The organism is Stutzerimonas kunmingensis, from assembly GCF_014764705.1.
Classification (GTDB): Bacteria; Pseudomonadota; Gammaproteobacteria; order Pseudomonadales; family Pseudomonadaceae; genus Stutzerimonas.
Window position 1 is genome coordinate 14320 of the sequence record NZ_JACXXG010000024.1, and the last position, 25029, is coordinate 39348.

A 25029-nucleotide genomic window follows, 5' to 3' on the forward strand; every position below is an offset into this window, starting at 1 on the left:
GCTCAATGCTTCGGATTGTTTTTCATCAGCAGGAGCGCGCTTGCTCCGACACCCAGAACCAGCAGATAGCCGGCAAACAAGGCGATCGGTTCCAGCGGTTTCACTCCCACGAACACCAACGCAAAAAGCGCTGCTGCCAGAATCTGTTTACCCATCTCGCCAGACCAGAACGACTGGATGATCGCCTGAGTCGAACGTGCGCCAAAGTAACGAAAGGCCTTGTACGCGAAATACACGTTCGCTGACAGCGCAATCAAACCACCGCACAGCGCGGAGTAGCCGGCGACCATACCAAAAACCAGGCCACATGAGACAGCGGTCACTACTACGACCATTGCCTGCATCAGCAATACGCGAAATGCCGGAAGGCGATGGAAGGGTGTTCTGTTGCGTATGTTCACCTGAATTCCATCGCTGTAGCAGGCCGCGTAAATAATTGTCCGCAGTCAAAAAAGCGCGGCGAGTATAGGAGCAGGCCAGCCAGGGTTCAACTCTCCGGTAGTATTTTCCGACCGGCACTACAAACAATTTGTATCAGCGGATGTGGGCCAATACACCCTGCAGTTCATCCAGCGAACTGTAGCGGATCACAAGCTGCCCTTTGCCCCTCTGTCCGTGCTTGATCTGCACCGGAGAGCCCAGGCGTTCCGCCAGGCGCTGCTCCAGACGGCTGATGTCCGGGTCGACCTTGACTTCGGCTTTCGGTGTTTCCTTGCTGCTCAACCACTGACGCACCAGGGCTTCGGTCTGGCGCACGGTCAGCCCACGTGCGACAACGTGCCGCGCGCCTTCGACCTGCTGTTCCGCCGGCAGACCTAGCAATGCTCGCGCGTGGCCCATCTCCAGGTCACCGTGTGACAGCAGCGTCTTGATCTCTTCCGGCAGCGCAATCAGGCGCAGCAAATTGCTTATCGAGACACGCGACTTGCCTACCGCGTCGGCAACTTGCTGCTGGGTCAGCTGGAACTCCTGTTGCAAGCGCTGCAGTGCGACGGCTTCTTCGATCGGATTCAGGTCTTCGCGCTGGATGTTCTCGATCAGCGCCATGGCAATGGCCGCCTCGTCCGGCACTTCGCGAACCAGCGCCGGCACCTTCTCCAACCCGGCCTGCTGGCTGGCGCGCCAGCGACGTTCACCGGCGATGATCTCGAAACGGCCACCGCTGACGGGACGCACCACGATCGGCTGCATCACGCCGTGGTTCTTGATCGACTGGGCCAGCTCCTCCAGGGCCTGCGGGTCCATATCGCGGCGCGGCTGGTACTTGCCGCGCTGGATCAGGTCCAGCGGCAGGTGCTGGAGTTCACGGGTATCGACCTTCGCAGCCTCTTCCTGCATTGCCGAAACGCTGGCGCCGCCGAGCAGGGCGTCGAGTCCACGGCCTAGGCCTCTTTTCTTGGTCGCCATGAGTAGTCCTTATGCGGGGGCGCCACGCGCCGACTGGCGCTGGCGTCGCGACAGTTCACCGGCCAGGGCCAGATAGGCCAGAGCGCCCTTGGATTGCTTGTCGTAGACCAGCGCCGGCATGCCGTGGCTGGGGGCCTCGGCGAGCCGGACGTTGCGCGGGATAACGGTGTCGTAGAGTTTGTCGCCGAAATGCGCCTTGAGCTGTTCGGATACATCGTTGGTCAGACTGCTGCGCGGGTCGTACATGGTGCGCAGCAGGCCTTCGATCTTCAGGCTGGGGTTGAGCGCCTGGCCGATACGCTGGATCGAATTGACCAGATCGGTAAGCCCTTCGAGCGCGTAATACTCGCACTGCATGGGAATGATGACGCCGTCCGACGCAGCCAGCGCGTTGATGGTCAGCATCGACAGCGACGGCGGGCAATCGATGAGGATGTAGTCGTAGTTCTCCCGCACCGGTGCCAGTGCTTCACGCAGGCGTTTTTCCTTGGCCGGCAGATTCAGCAGGGCCACTTCCGCCGCGGTCAGGTCGCGATTGGCCGGCAGCAACTGATAGCCGCCATGCTCGGAGAACTGCATGGCATCCACCAGGCTGCATTCGCCGATCAGTACGTCGTAGATCGAGTACTCCAGTCCGAGCTTGTCCACACCGCTACCAGTGGTGGCGTTGCCCTGGGGGTCGAGATCGATCAGCAACACGCGGCGACGCGTGGCAACCAGCGAAGCCGCAAGGTTGATGCAGGTGGTGGTCTTGGCGACACCGCCCTTCTGGTTGGCAATGGCGAAAACTTTAGCCATGGTCAGTGTCTGTCCGGGTCATGAAGTGCGGCGCAGTATCAGCAGATGGCGCTGGCCTTGGCAACCGGGAACCTTGAGTACGTGACAGGCATCGAGGCGGAAGTCGGCGGGCAGCCGTTGCAGTTCGTCGTCCGGCTGCACGCCCTTCATCGCCAACCAGCGCGTCTGAGTATTGCCCAGATGCCGCGTCCAGCTGGCGAAGTCCTCAAGGGAACTGAAGGCGCGCGAGGTGATGCCGTCGAAGGCTTCCGCCGGCTGGAACTGCTCGACGCGGCTGTGCACGACCTCGAGGTTGGCCAGTTTCAGCTCCAGCTTCACCTGCGTCAGGAATCGCGTCTTTTTCCCATTGGAGTCCAGCAGCGTGAAGCTGCGATCAGGAAACATGATCGCCAGCGGCACGCCAGGCATGCCACCACCGCTGCCGACGTCCAGCCAGGTCTGTCCGGACTCGGCAACGAAGGACACCACGCTCAGGCTGTCGAGCAGGTGTCGCGAAACCATTTCGTCGGGATCGCGCACCGCGGTGAGGTTGTAGGCCTTGTTCCACTTGATCAGCAGTGCCAGGTAGGCCAGCAACTGCTGCTGTTGCCCTTCACTCAGCTCGACGCCGAGCGCCTGGGCGCCGCGCACGAGTTCGGCGGCATGGGATTCGCTGACCAGACTCATCAGGCGCTCTGCTCCAGCTGCTGGCCGGCATTGCGCTTCTTCAGATGAATCATCAGCAGCGACACCGCAGCGGGCGTGACTCCCGGAATACGCGAGGCCTGCCCGAGCGTCTCAGGCCTTGCCTGACCGAGCTTGTGCTGAATCTCCTTCGACAAGCCCGGAATCGTTGTGTAGTCGAGATTCTCCGGCAAGGCGATGTTTTCGCTGGCACGCAGTCGTTCGATCTCGTCCTGCTGCCGTTCGATGTAGCCGGCGTACTTGGTCTTAATCTCGACCTGCTCGGCGACCTGAGGATCCTGCGCACCGTCACCGGTCAGTTCGATCAGGCTCTGGTAATCGATTTCCGGACGGGCCAGCAGATTGAGCAGGTTGTACTCGCGAGCCAGCGGGCTGCCGAAACGCTCGGCGATGGCATCGCCCTGTGGTGTGCCGGGACGAACCCAGCAACTCTTCAGGCGCTGCTCCTCGAGCTCGATACCTTCGCGCTTGGCGCAGAACGCAGCCCAGCGGGCATCGTCCACCAGACCCAGTTCGCGGCCCTTCTCGGTCAGACGAAGATCGGCATTGTCCTCACGCAGGATCAGCCGGTATTCGGCACGCGAGGTGAACATCCGATAGGGCTCCTGGGTACCGAGGGTGATCAGGTCATCGACCAGCACGCCTAGGTAGGCCTCATCGCGACGCGGACACCAGCTGTCCTTGCCCTGCGCCCGCAGCGCAGCGTTGGCTCCGGCGAGCAGTCCCTGGGCACCAGCTTCTTCGTAACCGGTGGTGCCATTGATCTGGCCGGCGAAGAATAGCCCGCCGATCACCTTGGTCTCCAGGCTGTACTTGAGATCACGTGGGTCGAAGTAGTCGTACTCGATGGCATAGCCCGGCCGTACGATGTGGGCGTTCTCCATGCCACGGATGCTCTGCACGATCTGCAGCTGCACATCGAACGGCAACGAGGTGGAGATGCCGTTGGGATACAGCTCATGAGTGGTCAGGCCTTCGGGCTCGAGGAAAACCTGATGGCTGTCCTTGTCGGCAAAACGATGGATCTTGTCTTCGATCGACGGGCAGTAGCGCGGCCCGACGCCTTCGATCACGCCGGAATACATCGGCGAACGATCGAGGTTGGCGGCAATGATTTCGTGCGTTCGCGCGTTGGTGTGAGTGATCCAGCAGCTGACCTGCGGCGGGTGTTGCTCACGATTGCCCATGAACGACATCACCGGCAGCGGTGTGTCGCCCGGTTGCTCGGTCATAAGAGAAAAATCCACCGAACGACCATCGATACGTGGCGGCGTACCGGTCTTCAGCCGACCGACGCGCAGCGGCAACTCGCGCAGCCGGTGAGCCAAAGCGATCGAAGGCGGATCGCCTGCGCGCCCGCCTGAATAGTTCTGCAGGCCAATGTGGATAAGTCCACCGAGGAAGGTCCCGGTGGTCAGCACCACGGAATCCGCGAGGAAACGCAGGCCCATCTGGGTCACGACACCCCGGACCTGATCCTGCTCGACGATGAGGTCGTCCGCCGCCTGTTGAAATATCCACAGGTTCGGCTGGTTTTCCAGAGTGTCACGAATAGCAGCTTTGTAGAGCACGCGGTCAGCTTGCGCTCGGGTGGCTCGAACGGCTGGCCCCTTGCGGCTGTTGAGCACGCGAAACTGGATGCCGCCCTTGTCGGTGGCCATCGCCATGGCCCCACCCAACGCATCGATTTCCTTGACCAGATGACTCTTGCCGATGCCACCGATGGCTGGGTTGCAGCTCATCTGGCCAAGGGTTTCCACATTGTGGCTGAGCAGCAGGGTCTTCACGCCCATGCGTGCCGCTGCAAGCGCAGCCTCGGTGCCGGCATGGCCGCCGCCGATAACGATCACGTCAAAACGGGAAGGGAAGTCCACCACGCACCTCGTGCCTGTTCAGATGGGAATTCGGGAAGCCGCGAAGTATAGGGATTTAGCCAGTGCTAAAGAAGGGCTCTGAGCAAAAAATGACCAACCATCTGGCGGAGGCGAGTCGGTGGATAAACATTAGAAATAGAAAAGAAATATATAAGAAGCTTATTTATGTGTTTATAAATGGTGAAGCTCATTTCTGTGGATAACCACGTGGAGCCCTCTGCAGGCCTTTCTTGTGGCGAAGGATAAACCTGTGCTGCGGCTGGGCGCTGACGGTGTGAATACCGTCAGCATCCTGTGGATTAAAGTTAATCTTATGCACAGAGGGGTTTTTCACCAGCTTACGCCATGACTTTTCTACTGCCCTTAGGCAGCCTTTTCCACAGGGCTCATGGCGGGAATTTTCGGCAGCCGAATGCCATCTCCACGAATTTTCAGCGTAGCGTTGTGCATGAAAGGGGGGCGGGCGTGGTTAGCGCCCGTGCAGTGTCATTTGCCGATGCAGAAGCTCGAGAAAATTCGCCCGAGCAGGTCGTCTGAGCTGAACGCGCCTGTGATCTCACCGAGTGCCTGTTGTGCCAGGCGCAGATCCTCTGCCAGCAGCTCACCGGCGCCGGCCAGCGTCAGTTGGGCATGGCCATGCTCCAGGTACTGGTCAGCCAGACGCAGTGCGTCCAGATGGCGACGTCGGGCGCTGAAGCTGCTTTCAGCGGTCTGCTCGTAGCCCATGCACTGCTTGAGGTGTTCGCGCAACAACTCGATACCTTCGCCGGATCGTGCGCACAGGCTCAGGGTTGCCTGTCCGTTGTCGTCGAAGCGAATCGAGATCGGCTCACCGCTCAGGTCAGCCTTGTTCCGAATCAGCGTCACCCGGTTCGGCGCAGGGTTGGATTCGAGAAACTCCGGCCAAAGGGCTAGTGGGTCCTGCGCCTCAGGCGCACTGGCATCGACCATCAGGAGTACCCTGTCCGCTTCGCCGATGGCGCTGAGCGCGCGCTGCACACCGATCCGCTCGACCTGATCTTCGGTATCGCGTAGGCCCGCGGTATCGACGACATGCAGCGGCATGCCGTCGATCAGGATGTGTTCGCGCAGGACATCGCGGGTGGTGCCGGCAATATCGGTGACAATGGCGGCCTCACGGCCCGCCAGTGCGTTGAGCAGACTGGACTTGCCAGCGTTGGGGCGCCCTGCGATCACCACGGTCATTCCGTCGCGCAGCAAGGCGCCCTGCCCGGCTTCGCGCAGCACTGTGGATAACTCGGCTTTCACGGCATCCAATTGTGCCAGGACATGCCCATCGGCGAGGAAGTCGATCTCTTCTTCGGGAAAATCGATCGCCGCTTCGACATAGATACGCAGCTGAATCAGTCTTTCGGTCAACTGATGCACGCGGCGAGAGAATTCGCCCTGTAGCGAACGCACCGCATTGCGCGCGGCCTGCGCCGAACTCGCTTCGATAAGGTCGGCGATCGCCTCGGCCTGGGCCAGATCGAGCTTGTCGTTAAGGAATGCGCGTTCACTGAATTCGCCTGGCCGAGCCAGACGAACGCCGAGCTCGACGCAGCGTTGCAGCAGCATATCCATGACAACCGGGCCGCCATGCCCCTGCAGTTCGAGTACGTCCTCACCGGTGAACGAATGCGGTCCCGGAAAGAACAGTAGCAGGCCTTCGTCGATCACCTCGCCGTCGTCTGCGTGAAATGCACCGTAATGTGCGTGGCGCGGCGTTGGCTCACGGCCGGTCAGGGTAATGGCGATAGCCTTGGACCGTGGCCCTGATACCCGAACGATGCCTACTCCTCCGCGCCCCGGCGCGGTAGCGACGGCGGCAATGGTGTCGCGAACTGGATTCATGCGGCCTCCTTTCTGGACGGCAGATAGCAGAACGCCCCAATCAAGGGGCGTTCTGCATTGGCGGTTGAGGCGTCAGGCGGGCTTCGCCGCGGCCTCGATCTTGCGAGTAATGTACCACTGCTGGGCGATGGACAGGACGTTGTTGACCACCCAGTACAGCACCAGACCGGCAGGGAACCAGAGGAAGAAGAAGGTGAAGATCACCGGCAGCAGCTTCATCACTCGCGCCTGCATCGGATCCGGCGGCGTCGGGTTCAGCTGCTGCTGGATGAACATGGTCACGCCCATGATGATCGGCAGGATGAAGAACGGGTCTTTGATCGAAAGGTCGGTGATCCAGAACATCCAGGGCGCCTGGCGCATCTCGACGCTTTCCAGCAGGACCCAGTACAGGGCCAGGAATACCGGCATCTGCACCAGGATCGGCAGGCAGCCGCCCAGCGGATTGATCTTTTCCTTCTTGTACAGCTCCATCATCGCCTGGGACATCTTCTGGCGGTCGTCGCCATGCTGTTCCTTCAGCGCCTGCATTTTCGGCGACACCGCACGCATGCGCGCCATCGACCGGTAGCTGGCCGCGGAGAGCGGGAAGAAGGCGAGCTTGATGACGATGGTCAGAACGATGATCGACCAGCCCCAGTTGCCCAGCAGAGCGTGGATGTTTTCCAGCAGCCAGAAGATCGGCTGAGCGATGAACCAGAGGATGCCGTAGTCGACGGTCAGACGCAGACCGGGGGACAGTTCTTCCAGCTTGTCCTGGCTCTTCGGGCCGGCATACAGCGTGGCGCCTGTCTCGCCCTGCGCGCCGGCAGGTACGGTAACGGCGGGGCCGGTGAAGCCGATGATGTAGTTGCCCTGGCTATCCTTGCGCGTCTGCACCTGGTTGGTATCGCCCGGCTGAGGAATCCAGGCGGTGACGAAATAATGTTGCAGCCAGGCGATCCAGCCACCCTGCACGCTTTCACGCAGGTTGCTTTCATCCATGTCGCCCATGGAGACCTTACGATACGGCTCGTCCTTGGTCCACAGCGCAGCGCCAAGGTAGGTAGCGGTGCCAGTGGCAGTGCTTGAGGAGGGATCGCCGCTGTTGTCGCGCTTGAGCTGACCGAACAGGTAACCGGTCCAGGGTTGACCGCTCTGGTTGTCGATCAGGTAGTTCACCTTCAGCGCATAATTACCGCGCTCGAGGGTGAAACGCTTGATGTAGTTGACGCCATCAGCATTGTATTTCAGATCGACGACCACCTGATCCTGACCTTCGGCCAGTTGGTACTCGCTTTTCTCACTGCTGTACTGAGGACGCCCGCTGGCCTTGTCCGGGCCGTCGCCGATCAGGCCGCTTTGTGCTTCATAGACTCGCTCGCCACTACGCTCGAACAGTTGGAACGGCACATCGGGACGATCCTGACGACGCGGGTACTGCGGCAGATGCAGTTCGACGATGTCGCCACCGCGCGGATCGATCGCCACGTCAAGCACGTCGCTGCGCACACGAATCAGCTGGCTGCTTGGCGCGTTAGCCGGCAGGGCGCTGGCCTGTTGCTGGCCGGCAACCGCGGGCACATCGCCAGCGGTGCCTTCGCTGTTGGCGGCGGGGCTATCCGGAAGAGCCGGTACGCCCGGCTGGCTTTGCGCGGTTTCGGTCGGCAGGGCTGCCTGACCGTAGTCCTGATTCCATTGAAGAACCATCAGGTAGGCAACGACTGCTAGAGCGACGAGCAGTATCGAGCGTTTGATATCCATGGTTACTCGGCCATCGGAGATGAATTGGAAGTGTTATGAGAAGGCACGGGATCGTAGCCACCGGGATTCCACGGATGGCAGCGCCCCAACCTGCGCAGGCTCAGCCAGCCGCCACGCAACAGGCCATGAGTTTCGATGGCCTCGAGTGCATAGCAGGAGCAGCTTGGATAGAAACGGCAGTGACTGGCCATCATCGGACTGATGGCGTACTGGTAGACCCTGATCGAAGCGATGGCCAATTTACGCATGGGTGCTGTTGGCGGCTCCAGGTTCGACGGAGGTCTTGGATGGGCTGCGTGACAGTCGCTTCCAGAGCTTGGCGAATTGCTTCGCCAGTTCGGGATTGTCCAGATCAGCCAATCCCTTGCGGGCGATGATCACGATGTCCCAGCCCACCAGATCCAATTGGTGATGGCGGAAGGTCTCACGTATCTGCCGCTTGATGCGGTTACGTTCGACCGAGAGCTTGACGCTTTTCTTGCCGATCACCAGGCCAAGGCGGGGGTGTTGCAGATCGTTCTCGCGTGCCAACAGCAGGACATTCCTGCCAGGCACCTTACCGGAAGGGGAGTCGAAGACTGCCTTGAATTGGCGGGGAGTCAGCAGACGCTTTTCCCGGCCGAAGCCCCGACTCACTACCTGTTCCGATATCAGACGGTTAGACGCTTACGGCCTTTGGCGCGACGACGCGACAGAACCTGACGACCGTTCTTGGTGGCCATACGTGCACGGAAACCGTGAGTACGAGCGCGCTTGATGGTGCTGGGCTGGAAAGTGCGTTTCATGGTGCGTTTACCTGGTGATCCATTGCGGGCCGGAATGGCCCCCTTTTAAGAGACCGGCGATTGTAGAGAAGCTATCGAGCCAGGTCAATTTCCAACCAGCCCTGCATGGATGAAAAAATATAAGAGGAAAAGAAATATAAGCTCTTAAGATGTAATGCTTATATATGTGCAGCACCTTTTCTGTGGATAGATGGCTACAGACCTTAGGGGACGGGCACTCCCGCGAATGCAAACCTGGTGCGAAAGCGGTGCTCACCCCGTGCAGAGGCTCTGCGCAAGCTGGGGATTAAAACGCAAGATATCCACAGGCGGTGTTAGTCAGTGCTTTTGAACAGGCTTGACCACTGCCCTCAGGGGTATTTATCAACAGAGTTGGCGACAATGCTTTTCCATGCGTTGAGTGGTTGACCAGACCTAGGGTATTCCGTCCTGCGCTTCAGGTTTGTTGTGGATAACCTGAGGGCGCGCCGTTACAATGGCCGCCGTCTTACCTCGACTGAGTCGATAGGAGCTTCCGTGTCGGTGGAACTTTGGCAGCAGTGTGTTGAGCTTTTGCGCGATGAACTGCCTGCTCAGCAATTCAACACATGGATTCGTCCACTACAGGTGGAAGGCGATGGTGATGAGCTGCGCGTCTATGCGCCCAATCGCTTCGTGCTTGACTGGGTCAACGAAAAGTACCTTTCCCGATTGTTGGAGCTGCTGTCGGAGCGTTCAAGCGGAATCGCTCCGGCGCTTTCTCTCCTTATAGGCAGTAAACGGACGTCATCCGCCGCTCTTCCTTCGGCTGCTGCTGCACGTGCTCAGCCACAGCCAATGGCAGTAAGCGCGCCTGCGCCGGCCATGCAGGCGCCACGCTTCGAGCCGTTGTCGGCTGACACCAGTGAACCCGAGCAGCCGCGTGTCGAGCGTACCGTGCAGGTCGAGGGTGGGCTCAAGCACACCAGCTACCTGAACCGGACCTTTACCTTCGAAAATTTCGTCGAGGGAAAGTCCAACCAGTTGGCGCGAGCCGCTGCCTGGCAGGTTGCCGACAATCCCAAGCATGGCTACAACCCGCTTTTTCTGTACGGCGGTGTTGGCCTGGGTAAGACTCACCTGATGCATGCAGTGGGTAATCACCTGCTGAAGAAGAACCCCAACGCCAAAGTGGTTTACCTGCACTCCGAGCGCTTCGTGGCCGATATGGTCAAGGCGCTGCAGCTCAATGCCATCAACGAGTTCAAGCGCTTCTATCGCTCGGTCGATGCGCTGCTGATCGACGATATCCAGTTCTTCGCCAAAAAAGAGCGTTCGCAAGAAGAGTTCTTTCACACCTTCAACGCGCTGCTCGAAGGTGGCCAGCAGGTCATCCTCACCAGTGACCGCTATCCCAAGGAAATCGACGGCCTTGAGGAACGTCTGAAATCGCGTTTTGGCTGGGGTCTGACCGTTGCCGTCGAGCCGCCCGAGCTTGAGACTCGTGTAGCGATCCTGATGAAGAAGGCGGACCAGGCGAAGGTGGACCTGCCCCACGACGCGGCTTTCTTCATTGCCCAGCGGATCCGTTCGAACGTCCGTGAACTCGAAGGAGCGCTGAAGCGGGTCATCGCCCATGCTCACTTCATGGGGCGCGATATCACGATCGAACTGATTCGCGAATCGCTGAAGGACTTGCTGGCGTTGCAGGATAAACTGGTCAGCGTCGACAATATCCAGCGCACCGTGGCCGAATACTACAAGATCAAGATATCCGACTTGCTCTCGAAGCGGCGATCGCGATCGGTCGCCCGACCGCGGCAGGTGGCCATGGCCCTGTCCAAGGAGCTGACCAACCACAGCCTCCCGGAGATCGGCGACGCGTTCGGTGGGCGGGATCACACCACGGTTCTGCATGCTTGCCGTAAGATCGCCGAACTACGGGAAACTGACGCGGATATACGTGAAGATTACAAAAATTTGCTGCGAACTTTGACAACCTGAGTGCGACCTAATCTATAGGCAAGGGACCAGACCATGCATTTCTCCATTCAGCGCGAAGCCCTGTTGAAACCCCTGCAGCTGGTTGCTGGCGTCGTTGAGCGCCGTCAGACCTTGCCGGTGCTGTCCAACGTACTGCTTGTGGTGCAAGGACAGCAATTGTCGCTGACCGGTACCGATCTCGAAGTCGAACTGGTCGGCCGTGTTGCCCTTGAAGAGGCCGCCGAGCCAGGCGAGATCACCGTTCCGGCGCGCAAACTCATGGACATTTGCAAGAGCCTGCCGAGCGATGCGCTGATCAATATCCGTCTCGATGATCAGAAGGTTGTTATCAAGTCCGGGCGCAGCCGCTTTACCCTTTCAACTTTGCCGGCCAATGACTTCCCTACGGTTGAAGAAGGCCCAGGTTCGCTTTCCTTCACCGTCGAACAGGGCAAGCTGCGCAAGCTGATCGAGCGCAGCAGCTTTGCCATGGCGCAGCAGGACGTTCGCTACTACCTCAACGGTATGCTCATCGAAGTTTCAAGCGGAATGCTGCGCGCGGTAGCGACGGACGGCCACCGCCTGGCGATGTGCTCGATGCAGGCGGGGATCGAGCAACCCGATCGGCATCAGGTCATCGTGCCGCGTAAGGGTATCCTCGAGCTCGCGCGGCTGCTCAACGATCAGGACGCCGAGGTCAGCATCGTTCTGGGCCAGCACCATATTCGCGCCACCACTGGCGAGTTCACCTTCACCTCCAAGCTGGTGGACGGCAAGTTCCCGGACTATGAGCGCGTGCTGCCGCGTGGTGGCGACAAGCTTGTGGTGGGAGATCGTCAGTTGCTGCGTGAAGCATTCAGTCGCACGGCGATTCTCTCCAACGAAAAGTACCGCGGCATTCGTCTGCAGTTGGAAAGTGGGCTGTTGAAGATTCAGGCGAACAACCCCGAACAGGAAGAAGCTGAGGAAGAGGTTGCGGTCGACTACAACGGCAGTTCGTTGGAGATCGGTTTCAACGTCAGCTATCTGCTGGATGTGCTGGGCGTGATGACCACCGAACAGGTGCGTCTGATCCTGTCTGACGCGAACAGCAGTGCTCTGGTTCAGGAGTTCGATAACGACGATTCCGCATATGTCGTGATGCCGATGCGTCTGTAAACCAGCTTCATGTCCCTCAGTCGCCTTTCCGTCACCGGGGTCCGCAATCTGCACCCGGTGACGTTATCTCCCTCCTCTCGAATCAACATCCTCTTCGGCGATAACGGTAGCGGAAAAACCAGCTTGCTCGAAGCCATTCACCTTCTCGGGCTGGCGCGCTCGTTTCGTAGCATTCGGCTGAACCCCGTCATCACCTATGAACAATCAGCGTGCACCGTTTTTGGTCAAGTTGATCTGCCGGATCAGCACAGTCGTGCGTTGGGGGTTTCCCGGGATCGTAGCGGTGACGTCCGGATCCGTATCGATGGACAGGGGGTCAGGTCAGCCGCGGAGCTTGCCGATACGCTGCCTTTGCAACTGATCAATCCGGATAGTTTCCGCCTTCTCGAAGGCGCACCGAAATTACGTAGGCAGTTTCTTGATTGGGGCGTGTTCCACGTGGAACATCGGTTTATGCCAGCCTGGCTACGCATGCAGCAGGCGCTCCGGCAACGGAACTCGTGGCTGCGGCATGGTACACTGGACGGCGCTTCGGATGCGGCCTGGAGCCGGGAACTGACGCTGGCAAGTGATGAAATTGACGGATATCGACGGGCCTATATTCAGGCACTTAAACCCGCATTTGAATCGACCCTCGCGGCCTTGCTCGACTTGGACGGCCTGAAGCTGAGTTATTACAGGGGGTGGGATAAAGACCGCTCCTTGGCTGATGTGCTGGCGTCTTCGCTGGAACGGGATAGGTCATTAGGGCACACCCAATCCGGGCCGCAGCGTGCGGATCTACGACTGAAGGTTGGCAATCACAACGCGGCTGAAGTGCTGTCGCGCGGCCAGCAGAAATTGGTGGTGTGTGCATTGCGTATTGCTCAGGGCCATCTGGTTAGCGAAACCAAGCGCGGTCAGTGCATCTATCTTGTCGACGACCTGCCGTCAGAACTGGACGCCCAACATAGGTTGGCGCTGTGCAAGTTGCTTGAGCAACTTAACTGTCAGGTGTTTATCACCTGCGTAGATTCATCCATTTTGCAAGAAGGCTGGCATGAACAGACGCCAGTCTCAATGTTTCACGTGGAACATGGGCAAATTACCCAGATCCACGGCCCCTCGGGAGTGAAGGCATGAGCGAAAACCACACGTACGATTCGTCGAGCATCAAGGTACTCAAAGGCCTTGATGCAGTGCGCAAGCGCCCTGGCATGTACATCGGCGATACCGACGACGGCACCGGTTTGCATCACATGGTCTTCGAGGTCGTCGATAACTCGATCGACGAAGCGCTGGCCGGGCATTGCAGCGACATCTCCATCACCATCCATACCGATGAATCCATCACCGTTCGCGACAACGGTCGCGGCATTCCGGTGGATATCCATGAGGAAGGTGTTTCGGCGGCAGAGGTCATCATGACCGTGTTGCACGCCGGCGGTAAGTTCGATGACAACTCCTACAAGGTATCCGGTGGACTCCACGGCGTAGGTGTTTCGGTGGTCAATGCGCTGTCCGAGGAGTTGATGCTGACCATCCGCCGCGAGGGCAAGGTCTGGGAACAGCTCTACCGTCATGGCGTGCCCCAGGCACCTTTGGCTCCGGTAGGTGAAACTGATACCTCGGGTACACAGATTCACTTCAAGCCGTCGTCCGAGACCTTCCAGAACATCCATTTCAGCTGGGATATTCTGGCCAAGCGTCTGCGCGAACTGTCATTTCTGAACTCGGGTGTCGGTATCGTCCTGCGGGACGAGCGTACCGCCAAGGAAGAGCTGTTCAAGTACGAGGGCGGTCTGAGCGCGTTCGTTGCTTACCTGAACACAAACAAAACACCCGTCAACGAGGTGTTTCACTTCAACGTTCAGCGTCACGACGGCGTTGGTGTCGAGGTGGCGCTGCAGTGGAACGACAGCTTTAACGAGAACATTCTCTGCTTTACCAACAATATTCCTCAGCGTGACGGCGGTACTCACCTGGCCGGCTTCCGCTCCGCGCTGACGCGAAACTTGAATTCCTACATCGAGCAGGAAGGCCTGGCCAAGAAGCACAAGATCGCCACTACCGGCGACGATGCCCGCGAAGGCCTGACTGCGATCATTTCGGTGAAGGTTCCGGATCCTAAGTTCAGCTCGCAGACCAAGGACAAACTGGTTTCCTCGGAAGTGAAAACGGCTGTGGAACAGGAGATGGGCAAGTACTTCGGTGATTTCCTCCTCGAGCGTCCGGGCGAGGCCAAGGCCGTGGTCGGCAAGATGATCGATGCCGCCCGTGCTCGCGAGGCTGCGCGCAAGGCTCGGGAAATGACCCGTCGTAAAGGCGCTCTGGATATCGCCGGCCTGCCGGGCAAACTTGCTGACTGCCAGGAAAAGGATCCCGCGCTTTCCGAACTCTACATAGTGGAGGGTGATTCCGCGGGTGGCTCGGCCAAGCAAGGTCGTAACCGCAAGACTCAAGCAATTTTGCCGCTCAAGGGCAAGATCCTTAACGTCGAGAAGGCGCGTTTCGACAAGATGATCTCATCCCAGGAAGTGGGCACCCTGATTACCGCTCTGGGCTGTGGTATCGGGCGTGAAGAGTACAACATCGACAAGCTGCGCTATCACAACATCATCATCATGACCGACGCCGACGTCGACGGTTCGCACATCCGGACGCTGCTGTTGACCTTCTTCTTCCGTCAGCTGCCTGAGCTGATCGAGCGCGGCTATGTATATATCGCCCAGCCGCCGCTCTACAAGGTCAAGCGTGGCAAGCAGGAGCAGTACATCAAGGACGACGAGGCGATGGAGGAATACCTCACCCAGTCGGCCCTGGAAGACGCCAGCCTGCACGTCAATGAGCATGCCCCAGGCCTTTCTGGTGGAGCGCTCGAGAAGCTGGTCAACGATTACCGTACTGTGATGAAAACTCTGCAGCGCCTATCGCGTCTGTATCCACTGGAGTTGACTGAGCACTTCATCTACCTGCCGCGTGTTTCAGTAGAGCAGTTGGCCGATCACGCCGCGATGCAGGCCTGGCTGGAGCAGTACAGCGCGCAACTCAAGGTCGGTGAACGCTCCGGTTTGATCTACAACGTCAGCTTGCGTGAAGACAAAGAGCGCCACCTGTGGCTGCCGGAAGTTGAGATCAGCTCCCACGGCCTGGCCAGCTACATCACCTTCAACCGTGATTTCTTCGCCAGCAACGATTACCGGACCGTAACCGCTCTCGGTGAGAAGCTGAACAGCCTGCTCGAAGAGGGAGCCTATGTTCAGCGCGGCGAGCGCAAAAAGCAGGTATCCACCTTCAAGCAAGCGCTGGAGTGGTTGATGACCGAAGGCACGCGCCGCCACAGCGTTCAGCGATACAAGGGACTGGGCGAGATGAACCCGGATCAACTGTGGGAAACCACCATGGATCCAAATGTACGGCGCATGTTGAAAGTGACGATCGAAGATGCCATTGGTGCAGATCAGATCTTCAATACCCTGATGGGCGATGCCGTTGAACCGCGTCGCGACTTCATCGAAACCAACGCTCTGGCAGTGTCTAATCTGGACTTCTGATCCGCCGCCGTTCCAGACCAAGGCAACAAAACAGAACCCCGACTCATAAGGTCGGGGTTTTTTGTTTTAGGGATAGGCTGTCTAAATCGAACTGACTGTTTTAATCAATTTCGAAATAGTCCCTTTCCGGCGTAAGGTTGCTTCATTCGAGATTCATCACCTTACCGAGCCCTCCGGGCCACCATAGTTTACGAGGACAGTTGCCAATGTTGGACACCAATCTCAAGACCCAGTTGAAAGCCTACCTGGAGAAGGTCACCCAGCCCTTCGAGATCGTCGCGTCCCTCGATGACGGCGAGAAATCCCGGGAAATGCTGAGCCTGCTGCAGGACATCGCCGGCCTCAGCGACAAGATCACCCTCAAGACCGATGGCAACGATGCACGCAAGCCGTCGTTCTCGCTCAACCGCATCGGCGGCAACATCAGCCTGCGTTTTGCCGGCATCCCCATGGGCCACGAATTCACCTCGCTGGTGCTGGCCCTGCTGCAGGTCGGCGGCCACCCGTCGAAGACGGCGGCGGAGGTGATCGAGCAGATCAAGGCGCTGGATGGCGACTACAGCTTCGAAACCTACTTCTCGCTGTCCTGCCAGAACTGCCCGGACGTGGTCCAGGCGCTGAACCTGATGGCCGTGCTGAACCCGAACATCAAGCACGTCGCCATCGACGGCGCGCTGTTCCAGGACGAAGTCGAAGCCCGTCAGATCATGTCGGTGCCGAGCATCTACCTCAACGGCGAGCTGTTCACCCAGGGCCGCATGAGCGAGGAGGAGATCCTCGCCAAGCTCGATACCGGCTCCAGCGCCCGTGACGCCGAGAAGCTCAAGGCCAAGGACGCCTTCGACGTGCTGGTGGTCGGCGGCGGTCCGGCCGGCGCCGCAGCGGCCATCTACGCGGCGCGCAAAGGCATCCGCACCGGTGTCGCGGCCGAGCGCTTCGGCGGTCAGGTGCTCGACACCATGGCCATCGAGAACTTCATCTCGGTGAAGGAAACCGAAGGCCCGAAACTGGCCCGCGCGCTGGAAGAGCACGTGCGCGAGTACGACGTCGACATCATGAACCTGCAGCGCGCCAGTCAGCTGATCCCGGCCGGCGACGACGGCCTGCATCGTGTGCAGTTCGAGAATGGCGGCGAGCTCAAGGCCAAGACCCTGATCCTCGCCACCGGCGCGCGCTGGCGCGAAATGAACGTGCCCGGCGAGCAGGAATACCGCGGCCGTGGTGTCGCCTACTGCCCGCACTGCGACGGCCCGCTGTTCAAGGGCAAGCGCGTGGCGGTGATCGGCGGCGGCAACTCCGGTGTCGAGGCGGCCATCGACCTGGCCGGCATCGTCGCCCACGTGACTCTGCTCGAGTTCGGCGAAGAGCTGCGGGCCGACGCCGTGCTGCAGCGCAAGCTCAACAGCCTGCCCAACGTCCGCGTGCTGAAGATGGCGCAGACCACCGAGGTCCAGGGCGACGGCCAGAAGGTCACCGGCCTGGTCTACAAGGACCGCACCAGCGACGAGCTGCACAACGTCGAGCTGGAAGGCATCTTCGTGCAGATCGGCCTGCTGCCCAACAGCGAGTGGCTCAAGGGCGCCCTGGAGCTGTCGCGCTTCGGCGAGATCATCGTTGATGCCAAGGGCCAGACCAGCATTCCCGGTGTGTTCGCCGCCGGCGACGTGACCACGGTGCCGTACAAGCAGATCGTGATCGCCGTCGGCGAAGGCGCCAAGGCCTCGCTGAGCGCCTTCGATCACCTGATCCGGTCGTCCGCGCCGGCCTGAATCGAAGCGCAATAAAGAAGGGGAGCAGCCGCGAGGTTGCTCCCCTTTTTCATTGCGTGCCGTTTGCTAGGCGAGCGTCGGACTGTGAAGCACGCAGCGATTGCGCCCTTCGTGTTTTGCCTGATACAGCGCCTGATCGGCTTGTTGCAGCAGACGTTCGTAATCCGGATGGCCGTCATGCACTGCCATACCGATGCTGACGGTGACCTGCAGAACTGCTCCATTGGATAGACGGAACTGCTCACGGGCGATGCGCTCGCGCAACTTCTCTGCCGCGGCAAACGCCTTGTTGGCATCTATGTCCACTAGTACCAGCAGGAACTCTTCGCCGCCCAGGCGGAACGCATAGTCGCCACCGCGGGTGTTGCTGGCCAGCAGCGCACCGACCTGCTGCAGAATCTGGTCACCGCCGTCATGGCCATGGGTGTCGTTGATGCGCTTGAAGTGGTCGACATCGATGGCGAGCACGCCGAAGGTGTTGTTCGACTGGCGCGCGTAAAGCACTTCCTTGGCCATCACCACCGGCAGGAACTTGCGGTTGAGTAGCCGCGTCAGCACGTCTCGGCCGGCCTCCAGGTCGTTGGCCTGTTCGAACAGGCTGTCGAGCAAAAACTTGATCGAGCGGGTCTGTTCGCGGATCTGATGCAGCTTGCCCAGCCGCGCACTGGCGTCCTGCAGCCCGCCAATGGCTTTGAGCTCCTGATCGATGCGCTCGATATAGTCGAGGATACTGGCGCTTTCCGGCGAACCCTGGAACGCGTGGGAGGCCTTGTGGCGGAACCACAGGCCGAACTCGGAACCCGCCAGTTGCGGCAGCGCGCCGGTCAGGTTGCCGATCGCCAGGTCGAACATCAGCTGATTCTCCCAATCGAGCAGTGCCGCGCGCTGTCGCTCTTTTTCGACGCCGATGTTCTGCGAGACGGAGAACAGCCGATAGGCCTCCTCGGCGCGGGAGTTGCGATCGTGAGACTGGGAATAGGCGAAGCAGATGATCTCCACCGCCAGGTCGATCAGGTCGGAACCCATGCGTGCCGCTTTGCGTCGCACTGGCTCGGCGAGATCGCGCTGTTCCAGCAACTGGCGCAGGCGGCCCTTGAGCGAGCGGGAGCCGCGCAGCACCAGGCTGACCGGAATCTCGATGCGGGCGTGGATGTCGCCGACCTTGCGCTGCAGGTCTATGACGGCGTCGAGGTCGCTATGGGCCGTCGACGAACATACCGTGACGATCCACTTCTGCATCGATTTGCCGAGGCGGTTCTTCACCTGATCGTGGGACAGGAAGCTGGCCGAATGGGGATCGGCAAGCATCTGGGAATAGAAATGCTCGGCCAGCTCGGCGCTCTTTTCTTCGGCAACGGCCTGCAGTGCGATAGCCGCTTCGGCAGGATAGCCGTCCAGCAGGCGCAGCCATTCGGCGACCAGCTGGTGGTTGGGTATTTGCTGCATAGGGGACTCGTGAAGCTGAGGCGCGCGTCCCTGCCCTGCCTCAGCGTAGTGATCAGAGGGTCGGGCGACCCTGAGCTTCGAGCTGGCTGACTTGCGCGTTGATCCAATCTTCGGCGCGTTGATTGAGCTCGGCGATGGCCCGCGGGCTTTCGCTGTCGGCGAACATGGCCGGGCCGATCACCACCTGGATAGTGCCGGGACGCTTGCCCCAACCGGCCTTCGGCCAGAACATGCCGGCGTTGTGCGCGATGGGAAGCACTGGCAGACCGGCGTTGACTGCCAGGGCCGCGCCGCTGCGGGAGAACTTGCCCTGCTCACCCACTGGTACGCGGGTGCCTTCCGGGAATATCAGCACCCAGGCGCCCTGCTCCAGACGCTCGTGACCCTGCTTGGCGACCTGGCGCAGCGCCGCCTTGGGGTTGTCGCGATCAATGGCGATCGGCTTGAGCAGCATGATCGCCCAGCCGAAGAACGGCACCCGCAACAACTCACGCTTGAGCACCTGAGTCAGCGGCTCGAAATAGGCCGAGAGAAAGAAGGTTTCCCAGGTGCTCTGGTGCTTGGCCAGGATCACGCAGGGACGCGCCGGCACATTCTCCGCGCCATGCACCTCGTAGCGCAGGCCAACCAGCGTCTTGCCCAACCACACGGCGCAGCGACACCAGTTCTGTACCACGAAGCGATAGCGCGCGCGGAACGCCATGAACGGGGCGAACACCAGGCTCACCAGGCACCAGGCGAACGCGGTGAACGCCAGCATGAAGTAGAACAGGGCGATACGAACGGGTAACAGGAGGCTCATCGAGAACTCTCGAGTAGATGATCGACAACAGCGGCAAGGTCATCGAAGACCCGAGTGCCCGGCGGCAGAGTACCCTCCAGGGTGCGCAGGCCTTTGCCGGTCCTGACCAGATAAGGCACGCCGCCGAGCAGCATGCCGGCGTGTAGATCGCGGTGACTGTCGCCTACCACCGGTACGCCCTTCAGGTCCGCCAGGCCGAAATGCTCGGCGATGCTGCGGAACATTCCAGGCTTCGGCTTGCGGCAGTTGCAGCCGTCGTCCGGGCCGTGCGGGCAGTGCACGATCAGGTCGATACGTCCGCCCTGCTCCATCACCAGCTGCTGCATCTTGAAATGCATGTCACCGAGGGTGCTGAGGTCGAACTTGCCGCGCGCGACACCGGACTGGTTGGTGGCAACCGCCACCGTCCAGCCGGCTTTGCACAGCCGCGCGATGGCTTCCAGCGACCCGGGAATGGGGATCCACTCCTCCAGCGACTTCACGTACTCGTCGGAGTCCTCGTTGATTACCCCATCGCGGTCCAGCACGATCAGCTTCACGGGCTTAGCCAAGTGCGGAAATATCGGCAACGCCAAGGAACAGTCCTCTCAGCCGGGCCAGCAAGGCATAACGATTGGCACGTACCGAAGCGTCTTCGGCATTTACCAGCACCGCCTCGAAGAAGGCATCCACCGGGCCACGCAGGTGCGCCAAACGCTCCAGCGCCTCGCGGTACTGACGCGCGGCGGCCAACGGTTGTACCGCCTGCTCGGCCTGCTGAATCGCCGAGTACAGCGAGAACTCGGTGGCGTTGTCGAACCAGCGTGGCTCTACCGCTTCCGGCAGCTTCGCATCGAACTTGCTCAGCAGGTTGGAGACACGCTTGTTGGCGGCAGCCAGGGACGCCGCTTCCGGCAATGTGCGGAACGCCTGCACGGCCTGCACGCGCTGGTCGAAGTCCAGCGCCGAACCAGGCTGCACGGCACGCACCGAGAGGTAGGCAGCGACGTCGACGCCTTCGTCCTCGTAGCGCGCACGCAGGCGATCGAAGATGAACTCCAGGACCTGATCGGCGAGGCCGGCCGACTTGACCTGCGTACCGAACTGGTCGATGGCGAAGTTCACTGCCTCGACCAGATTCAGGTCCAGCTGCTTCTCGATGAGGATGCGCAGCACGCCAAGGGCGGCGCGGCGCAGGGCGTAGGGGTCCTTGGAGCCGGTCGGCAGCATGCCGATGCCGAAGATCCCGACCAGGGTGTCGAGCTTGTCGGCCACGGCTACGGCCGCGCCGGTGAGCGTGCTTGGCAACTCGCCGCCGGCACCGCGCGGCATGTACTGCTCGTTCAGCGCCAGCGCCACATCTTCTGGCTCGCCGTCGTTGAGCGCGTAGTAGTAACCGGCAACGCCCTGCATTTCCGGAAACTCGCCAACCATCTCGGTGGCCAGGTCGCACTTACAGAGCAGGCCGGCGCGCGCGGCGCGCTGCTTGTCGCCGCCGGTACGCTCGGCGATCAGCCCGGCCAGGCGCGAGACGCGCTCGGCCTTGTCGTACACGGTGCCGAGCTGGGCCTGGAATACCACGTTTTTCAGGCGTTCGTTGAAGCTGTCGAGCTTCTGCTTCTTGTCCTGCTTGAAGAAGAACTCGGCGTCGGTCAGGCGCGGGCGTACGACTTTCTCGTTGCCGGAAACGATCTGCGCCGGGTCCTTCGATTCGATGTTCGCGACGGTGATGAAGCGCGGCAGCAGCCTGCCGTTGGCGTCCAGCAGGCAGAAGTACTTCTGGTTGTCCTGCATGGTGGTGATCAGCGCTTCCTGCGGCACTTCGAGGAAGCGTTCCTCGAACGAGCAGACCAGCGGCACCGGCCACTCGACCAGCGCGGTCACTTCATCGAGCAGCGCCGGCGGCACGATGGCCGTACCGTTCTGCTCGGCAGCCAGCTGCTCGACGCGCTTGGCGATCAGCTCGCGGCGCTCGACGAAGTCGGCGATCACATGGGCGCCACGCAGGTCTTCCAGATAGCTGGAAGGCTTGAAAATATGCACCTGGCCCGGGCTGTGGAATCGGTGGCCGCGGGATTCGCGCCCGGCATGCTGGGCGAGGATCTCGCAATCGATCACCTGCTCGCCGAAGAGCATCACCAGCCACTGGGTCGGACGGACGAATTCTTCCTTGCGTGCGGCCCAGCGCATGCGCTTCGGGATCGGCAGATCGTTCAGCGAGGCCTCGACGATGCCTGGCAGCAGCTGGGTGGCCGGCTGGCCCTCGATGGTACGGCTGAACTTGAGCTTCGGCCCGCTGCGATCGATCTCGGCAAGGTCGACGCCACACTTGCGGGCAAAGCCCAGGGCAGCCTGAGTCGGCTCACCGTCGGCGTCGAAGGCGGCCTGCATCGGCGGGCCGTCGAGGTTGATGCTGCGATCAGGCTGCTGAGTCGCCAGCTGCTCGACCAGCACCGCCAGGCGGCGCGGCGCGGCGTAGGCCTGGGCTTTCACGAAGTCCAGGCCGGCGTCCTTCAGGCCCTTCTCGATACCGGCGCAGAAAGCTTCGGCCAGCTTGGCGAGCGCCTTCGGTGGCAGTTCTTCGGTACCCAGTTCGACGAGAAAATCCAGTGCACTCATTCTGCAGCCTCCAGCTTGGCCAGCACTTCGTCACGCAGTTCGGGGGTGGCCATGGGGAAGCCGAGTTTGGCGCGGGCCAGCAGGTAGCTCTGGGCGATCGAGCGGGCCAGGCTGCGCACGCGCAGGATGTACTGTTGGCGCGCGGTGACCGAAATGGCACGGCGGGCATCGAGCAGGTTGAAGGTGTGCGAGGCCTTGACCACCATCTCGTAGGCCGGCAGCGGCAGTTCGGCAGCCATCAGACGATTGGCCTCGCTCTCGTAGAAATCGAAGAGTTCGAACAGCTTCGGCACGTTGGCGTGCTCGAAGTTGTAGGTCGACTGCTCCACCTCGTTCTGGTGGAACACATCGCCGTAGGTCACGGTGCCGAACGGACCATCGGCCCAGATCAGGTCGTAGACCGAGTCGACGCCCTGTAGGTACATGGCCAGGCGCTCGAGACCGTAGGTGATCTCGCCGGTGACCGGATAGCACTCGACGCCGCCGACCTGCTGGAAGTAGGTGAACTGAGTGACTTCCATGCCGTTGAGCCAGACTTCCCAGCCCAGGCCCCAAGCACCGAGGGTCGGCGATTCCCAGTTGTCCTCGACGAAGCGTACGTCGTGCACCGAGGTGTCGACGCCGATGCGGCGCAGCGACTCCAGGTACAGGTCCTGGATGTTGTCCGGGTTGGGCTTGAGCACCACCTGGAATTGATAATAGTGCTGCAGGCGGTTGGGGTTCTCGCCGTAGCGGCCATCGGCGGGGCGGCGCGAAGGCTGAACATAGGCGGCGTTCCAGGTCTCGGGACCAATGGCGCGCAGGAAGGTGGCGGTGTGGAATGTACCGGCGCCCATTTCCATGTCATAGGGCTGCAGGACCACGCAACCCTGCTCGGCCCAGTAGCTTTGCAGGGCGAGGATCAGGTCTTGGAAGGTGCGCACGGCAGGCGTAGTCTGGCTCAAAATTTCACCTGTGCTGGGCTTCGACAGAAAGCCTCGAAGTATACCCCCCGCATGGTCGCGCTTGCGATGGTTTCGGCCATCGGACGAGGCCTGCGCAAGGAGACCACATGCCACGTTGCGCCTGGTGCGGCACGGACCCGCTGTACATCGACTACCACGATCGCGAATGGGGCGTACCGGCCCGCGATCCGCAGGTACTGTTCGAATTCCTCTTGCTCGAAGCCTTTCAGGCCGGGCTCTCCTGGATCACCGTGTTGCGCAAGCGCGAGCGCTACCGGCAGGTGCTGTTCGGTTTCGATGCCGAACGCCTGGCGCGCATGAGCGATGCCGAGATCGACGAGCGCATGCTGGACCCCGGCATCATCCGCAACCGTCTCAAGCTCAAGGCGGCGCGGCAGAATGCCCGCGCCTGGTTGCAGCTGGAGGATCCGGTGGGTTTCGTCTGGTCGTTCGTCGGCGGCGAGCCGAAGACCAACCGCTTCGAGCGCATCGATCAGGCGCCTGCGGTCTCCCCCGAGGCCGAGGCGATGAGCCGCGCGCTTAAGAAGGCTGGCTTCAGCTTCGTCGGCCCGACCATCTGCTACGCCTACATGCAGGCCTGCGGCATGGTCATGGACCACCTGACCGATTGCGAGCGCCACGCCGAGCTGGCCGGGATGCTTGAAACACTGCACGCCTGAGCTGCCAGGATGTGTGTCGTTGCCGCCGCTGCGCCTGAAAGCTGGCGACGGTTGCAGGTAGACTAGGCAACCTGAAAATTTCGGAGTGCGGTGTGGAAAAGCTCAAAGGTGCCATCGTCGTCGGCTCCCTGCGACTGTTCGCTCGACTGCCCTGGCGCATGGTCCAGGGCCTGGGCTCGATGATCGGCTGGCTGATGTGGAAGCTGCCGAACCGCTCGCGGGACGTCGCGCGAATCAACCTACACAAGTGCTTCCCCGAGCTGAGCCCGGCGGAACTCGACGCCCTGCTCGGCCGCACCCTGCGTGAAACCGGCATGACCTTCACCGAAAGCGCCTGCGCCTGGATCTGGCCGGCGGAAAAGACCCTGAAACTGGTCCGCGAAGTCGAAGGCCTGGACGTGCTGCAAGCGGCGCTGGCCTCGGGCAAGGGCGTGGTCGGCATCACCAGTCACCTGGGCAATTGGGAAGTGCTCAATCATTTCTACTGCGCGCAATGCAAGCCGATCATCTTCTACCGACCGCCGAAACTGAAGGCGGTGGACGATCTGCTGCGGCAGCAGCGTGTGCAGCTGGGCAATCGCGTCGCGCCCTCGACCAGGGAAGGCATTCTCAGCGTCATCAAGGAGGTTCGGCGTGGTGGTGCGGTCGGTATTCCGGCGGACCCCGAGCCGAGCGAAGGCAGTGGCATCTTCGTGCCCTTCTTCGCCACCCAGGCGCTGACCAGCAAGTTCGTGCCCGGCATGCTCGCCGGTGGCAAGGCGGTTGGGGTGTTCCTTCATGCGTTGCGTCTGGAGGACGGTTCGGGCTACAAGGTCGTCCTCGAGGCCGCGCCCGAAGGGATGTACAGCGAAGATGCGGAAACTGGCGTAGCGGCGATGAGCGCAATGATCGAGAAGTATGTGCGCGCCTATCCCAGCCAGTACATGTGGACCATGAAGCGCTTCAAGAAACGCCCCGCCGGCGAGAAGCGCTGGTACTGATCAGGCTCAAACAACAACAACAGGGACGAGCGC

The 25029-nt window shown here is 60.8% G+C and carries 22 protein-coding genes; 7 read left to right on the forward strand and 15 right to left on the reverse strand.

Features of this window, described 5'->3' with window-relative positions:
- Window positions 1–2: 2 nt before the first annotated feature.
- The 10 genes from IEG05_RS16730 to rpmH all read right to left on the reverse strand — a co-directional run bounded on the left by IEG05_RS16730 (window position 3) and on the right by rpmH (window position 9145).
- Window positions 3–407, reverse strand: a complete 405-nt coding sequence (locus tag IEG05_RS16730; protein WP_371104282.1) for a F0F1 ATP synthase subunit I — start codon at window positions 405–407, stop codon at window positions 3–5.
- Between the two features lie 127 nt (window positions 408–534).
- Window positions 535–1407: a ParB/RepB/Spo0J family partition protein gene (locus IEG05_RS16735; RefSeq protein ID WP_014822274.1), complete on the reverse strand. Its 873-nt coding sequence runs from the start codon at window positions 1405–1407 to the stop codon at window positions 535–537.
- A 9-nt stretch (window positions 1408–1416) separates the two neighbouring features.
- Complete coding sequence (locus IEG05_RS16740; RefSeq protein ID WP_014822275.1) at window positions 1417–2205, reverse strand: ParA family protein; 789 nt, start codon at window positions 2203–2205, stop codon at window positions 1417–1419.
- A gap of 18 nt (window positions 2206–2223) precedes the next feature.
- Window positions 2224–2871: a 16S rRNA (guanine(527)-N(7))-methyltransferase RsmG gene (gene rsmG, locus IEG05_RS16745; RefSeq protein WP_014822276.1), complete on the reverse strand. Its 648-nt coding sequence runs from the start codon at window positions 2869–2871 to the stop codon at window positions 2224–2226.
- Window positions 2871–4763, reverse strand: a complete 1893-nt coding sequence (gene mnmG, locus IEG05_RS16750) for a tRNA uridine-5-carboxymethylaminomethyl(34) synthesis enzyme MnmG (RefSeq protein WP_014822277.1) — start codon at window positions 4761–4763, stop codon at window positions 2871–2873. The genes rsmG and mnmG overlap by 1 nt, the downstream gene beginning before the upstream one ends.
- 486 nt (window positions 4764–5249) lie before the next feature.
- Window positions 5250–6617 (reverse strand): tRNA uridine-5-carboxymethylaminomethyl(34) synthesis GTPase MnmE, encoded by a 1368-nt coding sequence (mnmE, locus tag IEG05_RS16755; protein WP_023446454.1) that lies wholly within the window; start codon window positions 6615–6617, stop codon window positions 5250–5252.
- A gap of 72 nt (window positions 6618–6689) precedes the next feature.
- Window positions 6690–8360, reverse strand: coding sequence for a membrane protein insertase YidC (yidC, locus tag IEG05_RS16760; protein ID WP_041013082.1), 1671 nt, complete (start codon window positions 8358–8360; stop codon window positions 6690–6692).
- A 2-nt stretch (window positions 8361–8362) separates the two neighbouring features.
- Complete coding sequence (gene yidD / locus IEG05_RS16765) at window positions 8363–8608, reverse strand: membrane protein insertion efficiency factor YidD (RefSeq protein ID WP_014822280.1); 246 nt, start codon at window positions 8606–8608, stop codon at window positions 8363–8365.
- On the reverse strand, window positions 8601–8996 hold the full coding sequence (gene rnpA, locus IEG05_RS16770; RefSeq protein WP_046622219.1) for a ribonuclease P protein component: 396 nt from the start codon (window positions 8994–8996) through the stop codon (window positions 8601–8603). Before rnpA ends, yidD begins: the two co-directional genes overlap by 8 nt.
- Before the next feature lie 14 nt (window positions 8997–9010).
- Entirely contained in the window at window positions 9011–9145 is a 135-nt protein-coding gene (rpmH, locus tag IEG05_RS16775) for a 50S ribosomal protein L34 (RefSeq protein ID WP_003290924.1), read from the reverse strand.
- A gap of 516 nt (window positions 9146–9661) precedes the next feature.
- Here rpmH and dnaA point away from each other — a divergent pair.
- From dnaA to ahpF, 5 genes are all read left to right on the forward strand, one after another.
- Entirely contained in the window at window positions 9662–11107 is a 1446-nt protein-coding gene (gene dnaA / locus IEG05_RS16780) for a chromosomal replication initiator protein DnaA (RefSeq protein WP_045666536.1), read from the forward strand.
- Between the two features lie 33 nt (window positions 11108–11140).
- Entirely contained in the window at window positions 11141–12244 is a 1104-nt protein-coding gene (gene dnaN / locus IEG05_RS16785) for a DNA polymerase III subunit beta (protein WP_014818479.1), read from the forward strand.
- A gap of 9 nt (window positions 12245–12253) precedes the next feature.
- Complete coding sequence (gene recF, locus IEG05_RS16790) at window positions 12254–13366, forward strand: DNA replication/repair protein RecF (RefSeq protein ID WP_046622222.1); 1113 nt, start codon at window positions 12254–12256, stop codon at window positions 13364–13366.
- On the forward strand, window positions 13363–15777 hold the full coding sequence (gyrB, locus tag IEG05_RS16795; protein ID WP_191122412.1) for a DNA topoisomerase (ATP-hydrolyzing) subunit B: 2415 nt from the start codon (window positions 13363–13365) through the stop codon (window positions 15775–15777). Before recF ends, gyrB begins: the two co-directional genes overlap by 4 nt.
- Before the next feature lie 206 nt (window positions 15778–15983).
- Window positions 15984–17546, forward strand: a complete 1563-nt coding sequence (gene ahpF / locus IEG05_RS16800) for an alkyl hydroperoxide reductase subunit F (protein WP_191122413.1) — start codon at window positions 15984–15986, stop codon at window positions 17544–17546.
- 66 nt (window positions 17547–17612) lie between these two features.
- Here the strand turns inward: ahpF and IEG05_RS16805 are convergent, their stop codons facing one another.
- The 5 genes from IEG05_RS16805 to glyQ are packed head-to-tail and all read right to left on the reverse strand — an operon-like array spanning window position 17613 to window position 23336.
- Window positions 17613–18992, reverse strand: coding sequence for a GGDEF domain-containing protein (locus tag IEG05_RS16805; RefSeq protein ID WP_023446445.1), 1380 nt, complete (start codon window positions 18990–18992; stop codon window positions 17613–17615).
- Between the two features lie 52 nt (window positions 18993–19044).
- The gene (locus IEG05_RS16810; RefSeq protein WP_014818493.1) at window positions 19045–19794 is read right to left on the reverse strand and encodes a lysophospholipid acyltransferase family protein; all 750 of its coding nucleotides are present in this window, start codon (window positions 19792–19794) and stop codon (window positions 19045–19047) included.
- Window positions 19791–20333 (reverse strand): D-glycero-beta-D-manno-heptose 1,7-bisphosphate 7-phosphatase, encoded by a 543-nt coding sequence (gene gmhB / locus IEG05_RS16815; protein WP_023446443.1) that lies wholly within the window; start codon window positions 20331–20333, stop codon window positions 19791–19793. The genes IEG05_RS16810 and gmhB overlap by 4 nt, the downstream gene beginning before the upstream one ends.
- A 4-nt stretch (window positions 20334–20337) precedes the next feature.
- Window positions 20338–22392 (reverse strand): glycine--tRNA ligase subunit beta, encoded by a 2055-nt coding sequence (gene glyS / locus IEG05_RS16820; RefSeq protein ID WP_046621992.1) that lies wholly within the window; start codon window positions 22390–22392, stop codon window positions 20338–20340.
- Entirely contained in the window at window positions 22389–23336 is a 948-nt protein-coding gene (glyQ, locus tag IEG05_RS16825; protein WP_003284253.1) for a glycine--tRNA ligase subunit alpha, read from the reverse strand. Before glyQ ends, glyS begins: the two co-directional genes overlap by 4 nt.
- A gap of 107 nt (window positions 23337–23443) precedes the next feature.
- Here glyQ and IEG05_RS16830 point away from each other — a divergent pair, with 107 nt between their 5' ends.
- Window positions 23444–24016 carry a DNA-3-methyladenine glycosylase I gene (locus IEG05_RS16830; RefSeq protein ID WP_046621991.1) on the forward strand — a complete coding sequence of 191 codons (573 nt, stop codon included), beginning with the start codon at window positions 23444–23446 and terminating at the stop codon, window positions 24014–24016.
- 92 nt (window positions 24017–24108) lie between these two features.
- On the forward strand, window positions 24109–24996 hold the full coding sequence (locus tag IEG05_RS16835; protein WP_014818497.1) for a lysophospholipid acyltransferase: 888 nt from the start codon (window positions 24109–24111) through the stop codon (window positions 24994–24996).
- Window positions 24997–25029 lie beyond the last annotated feature (33 nt).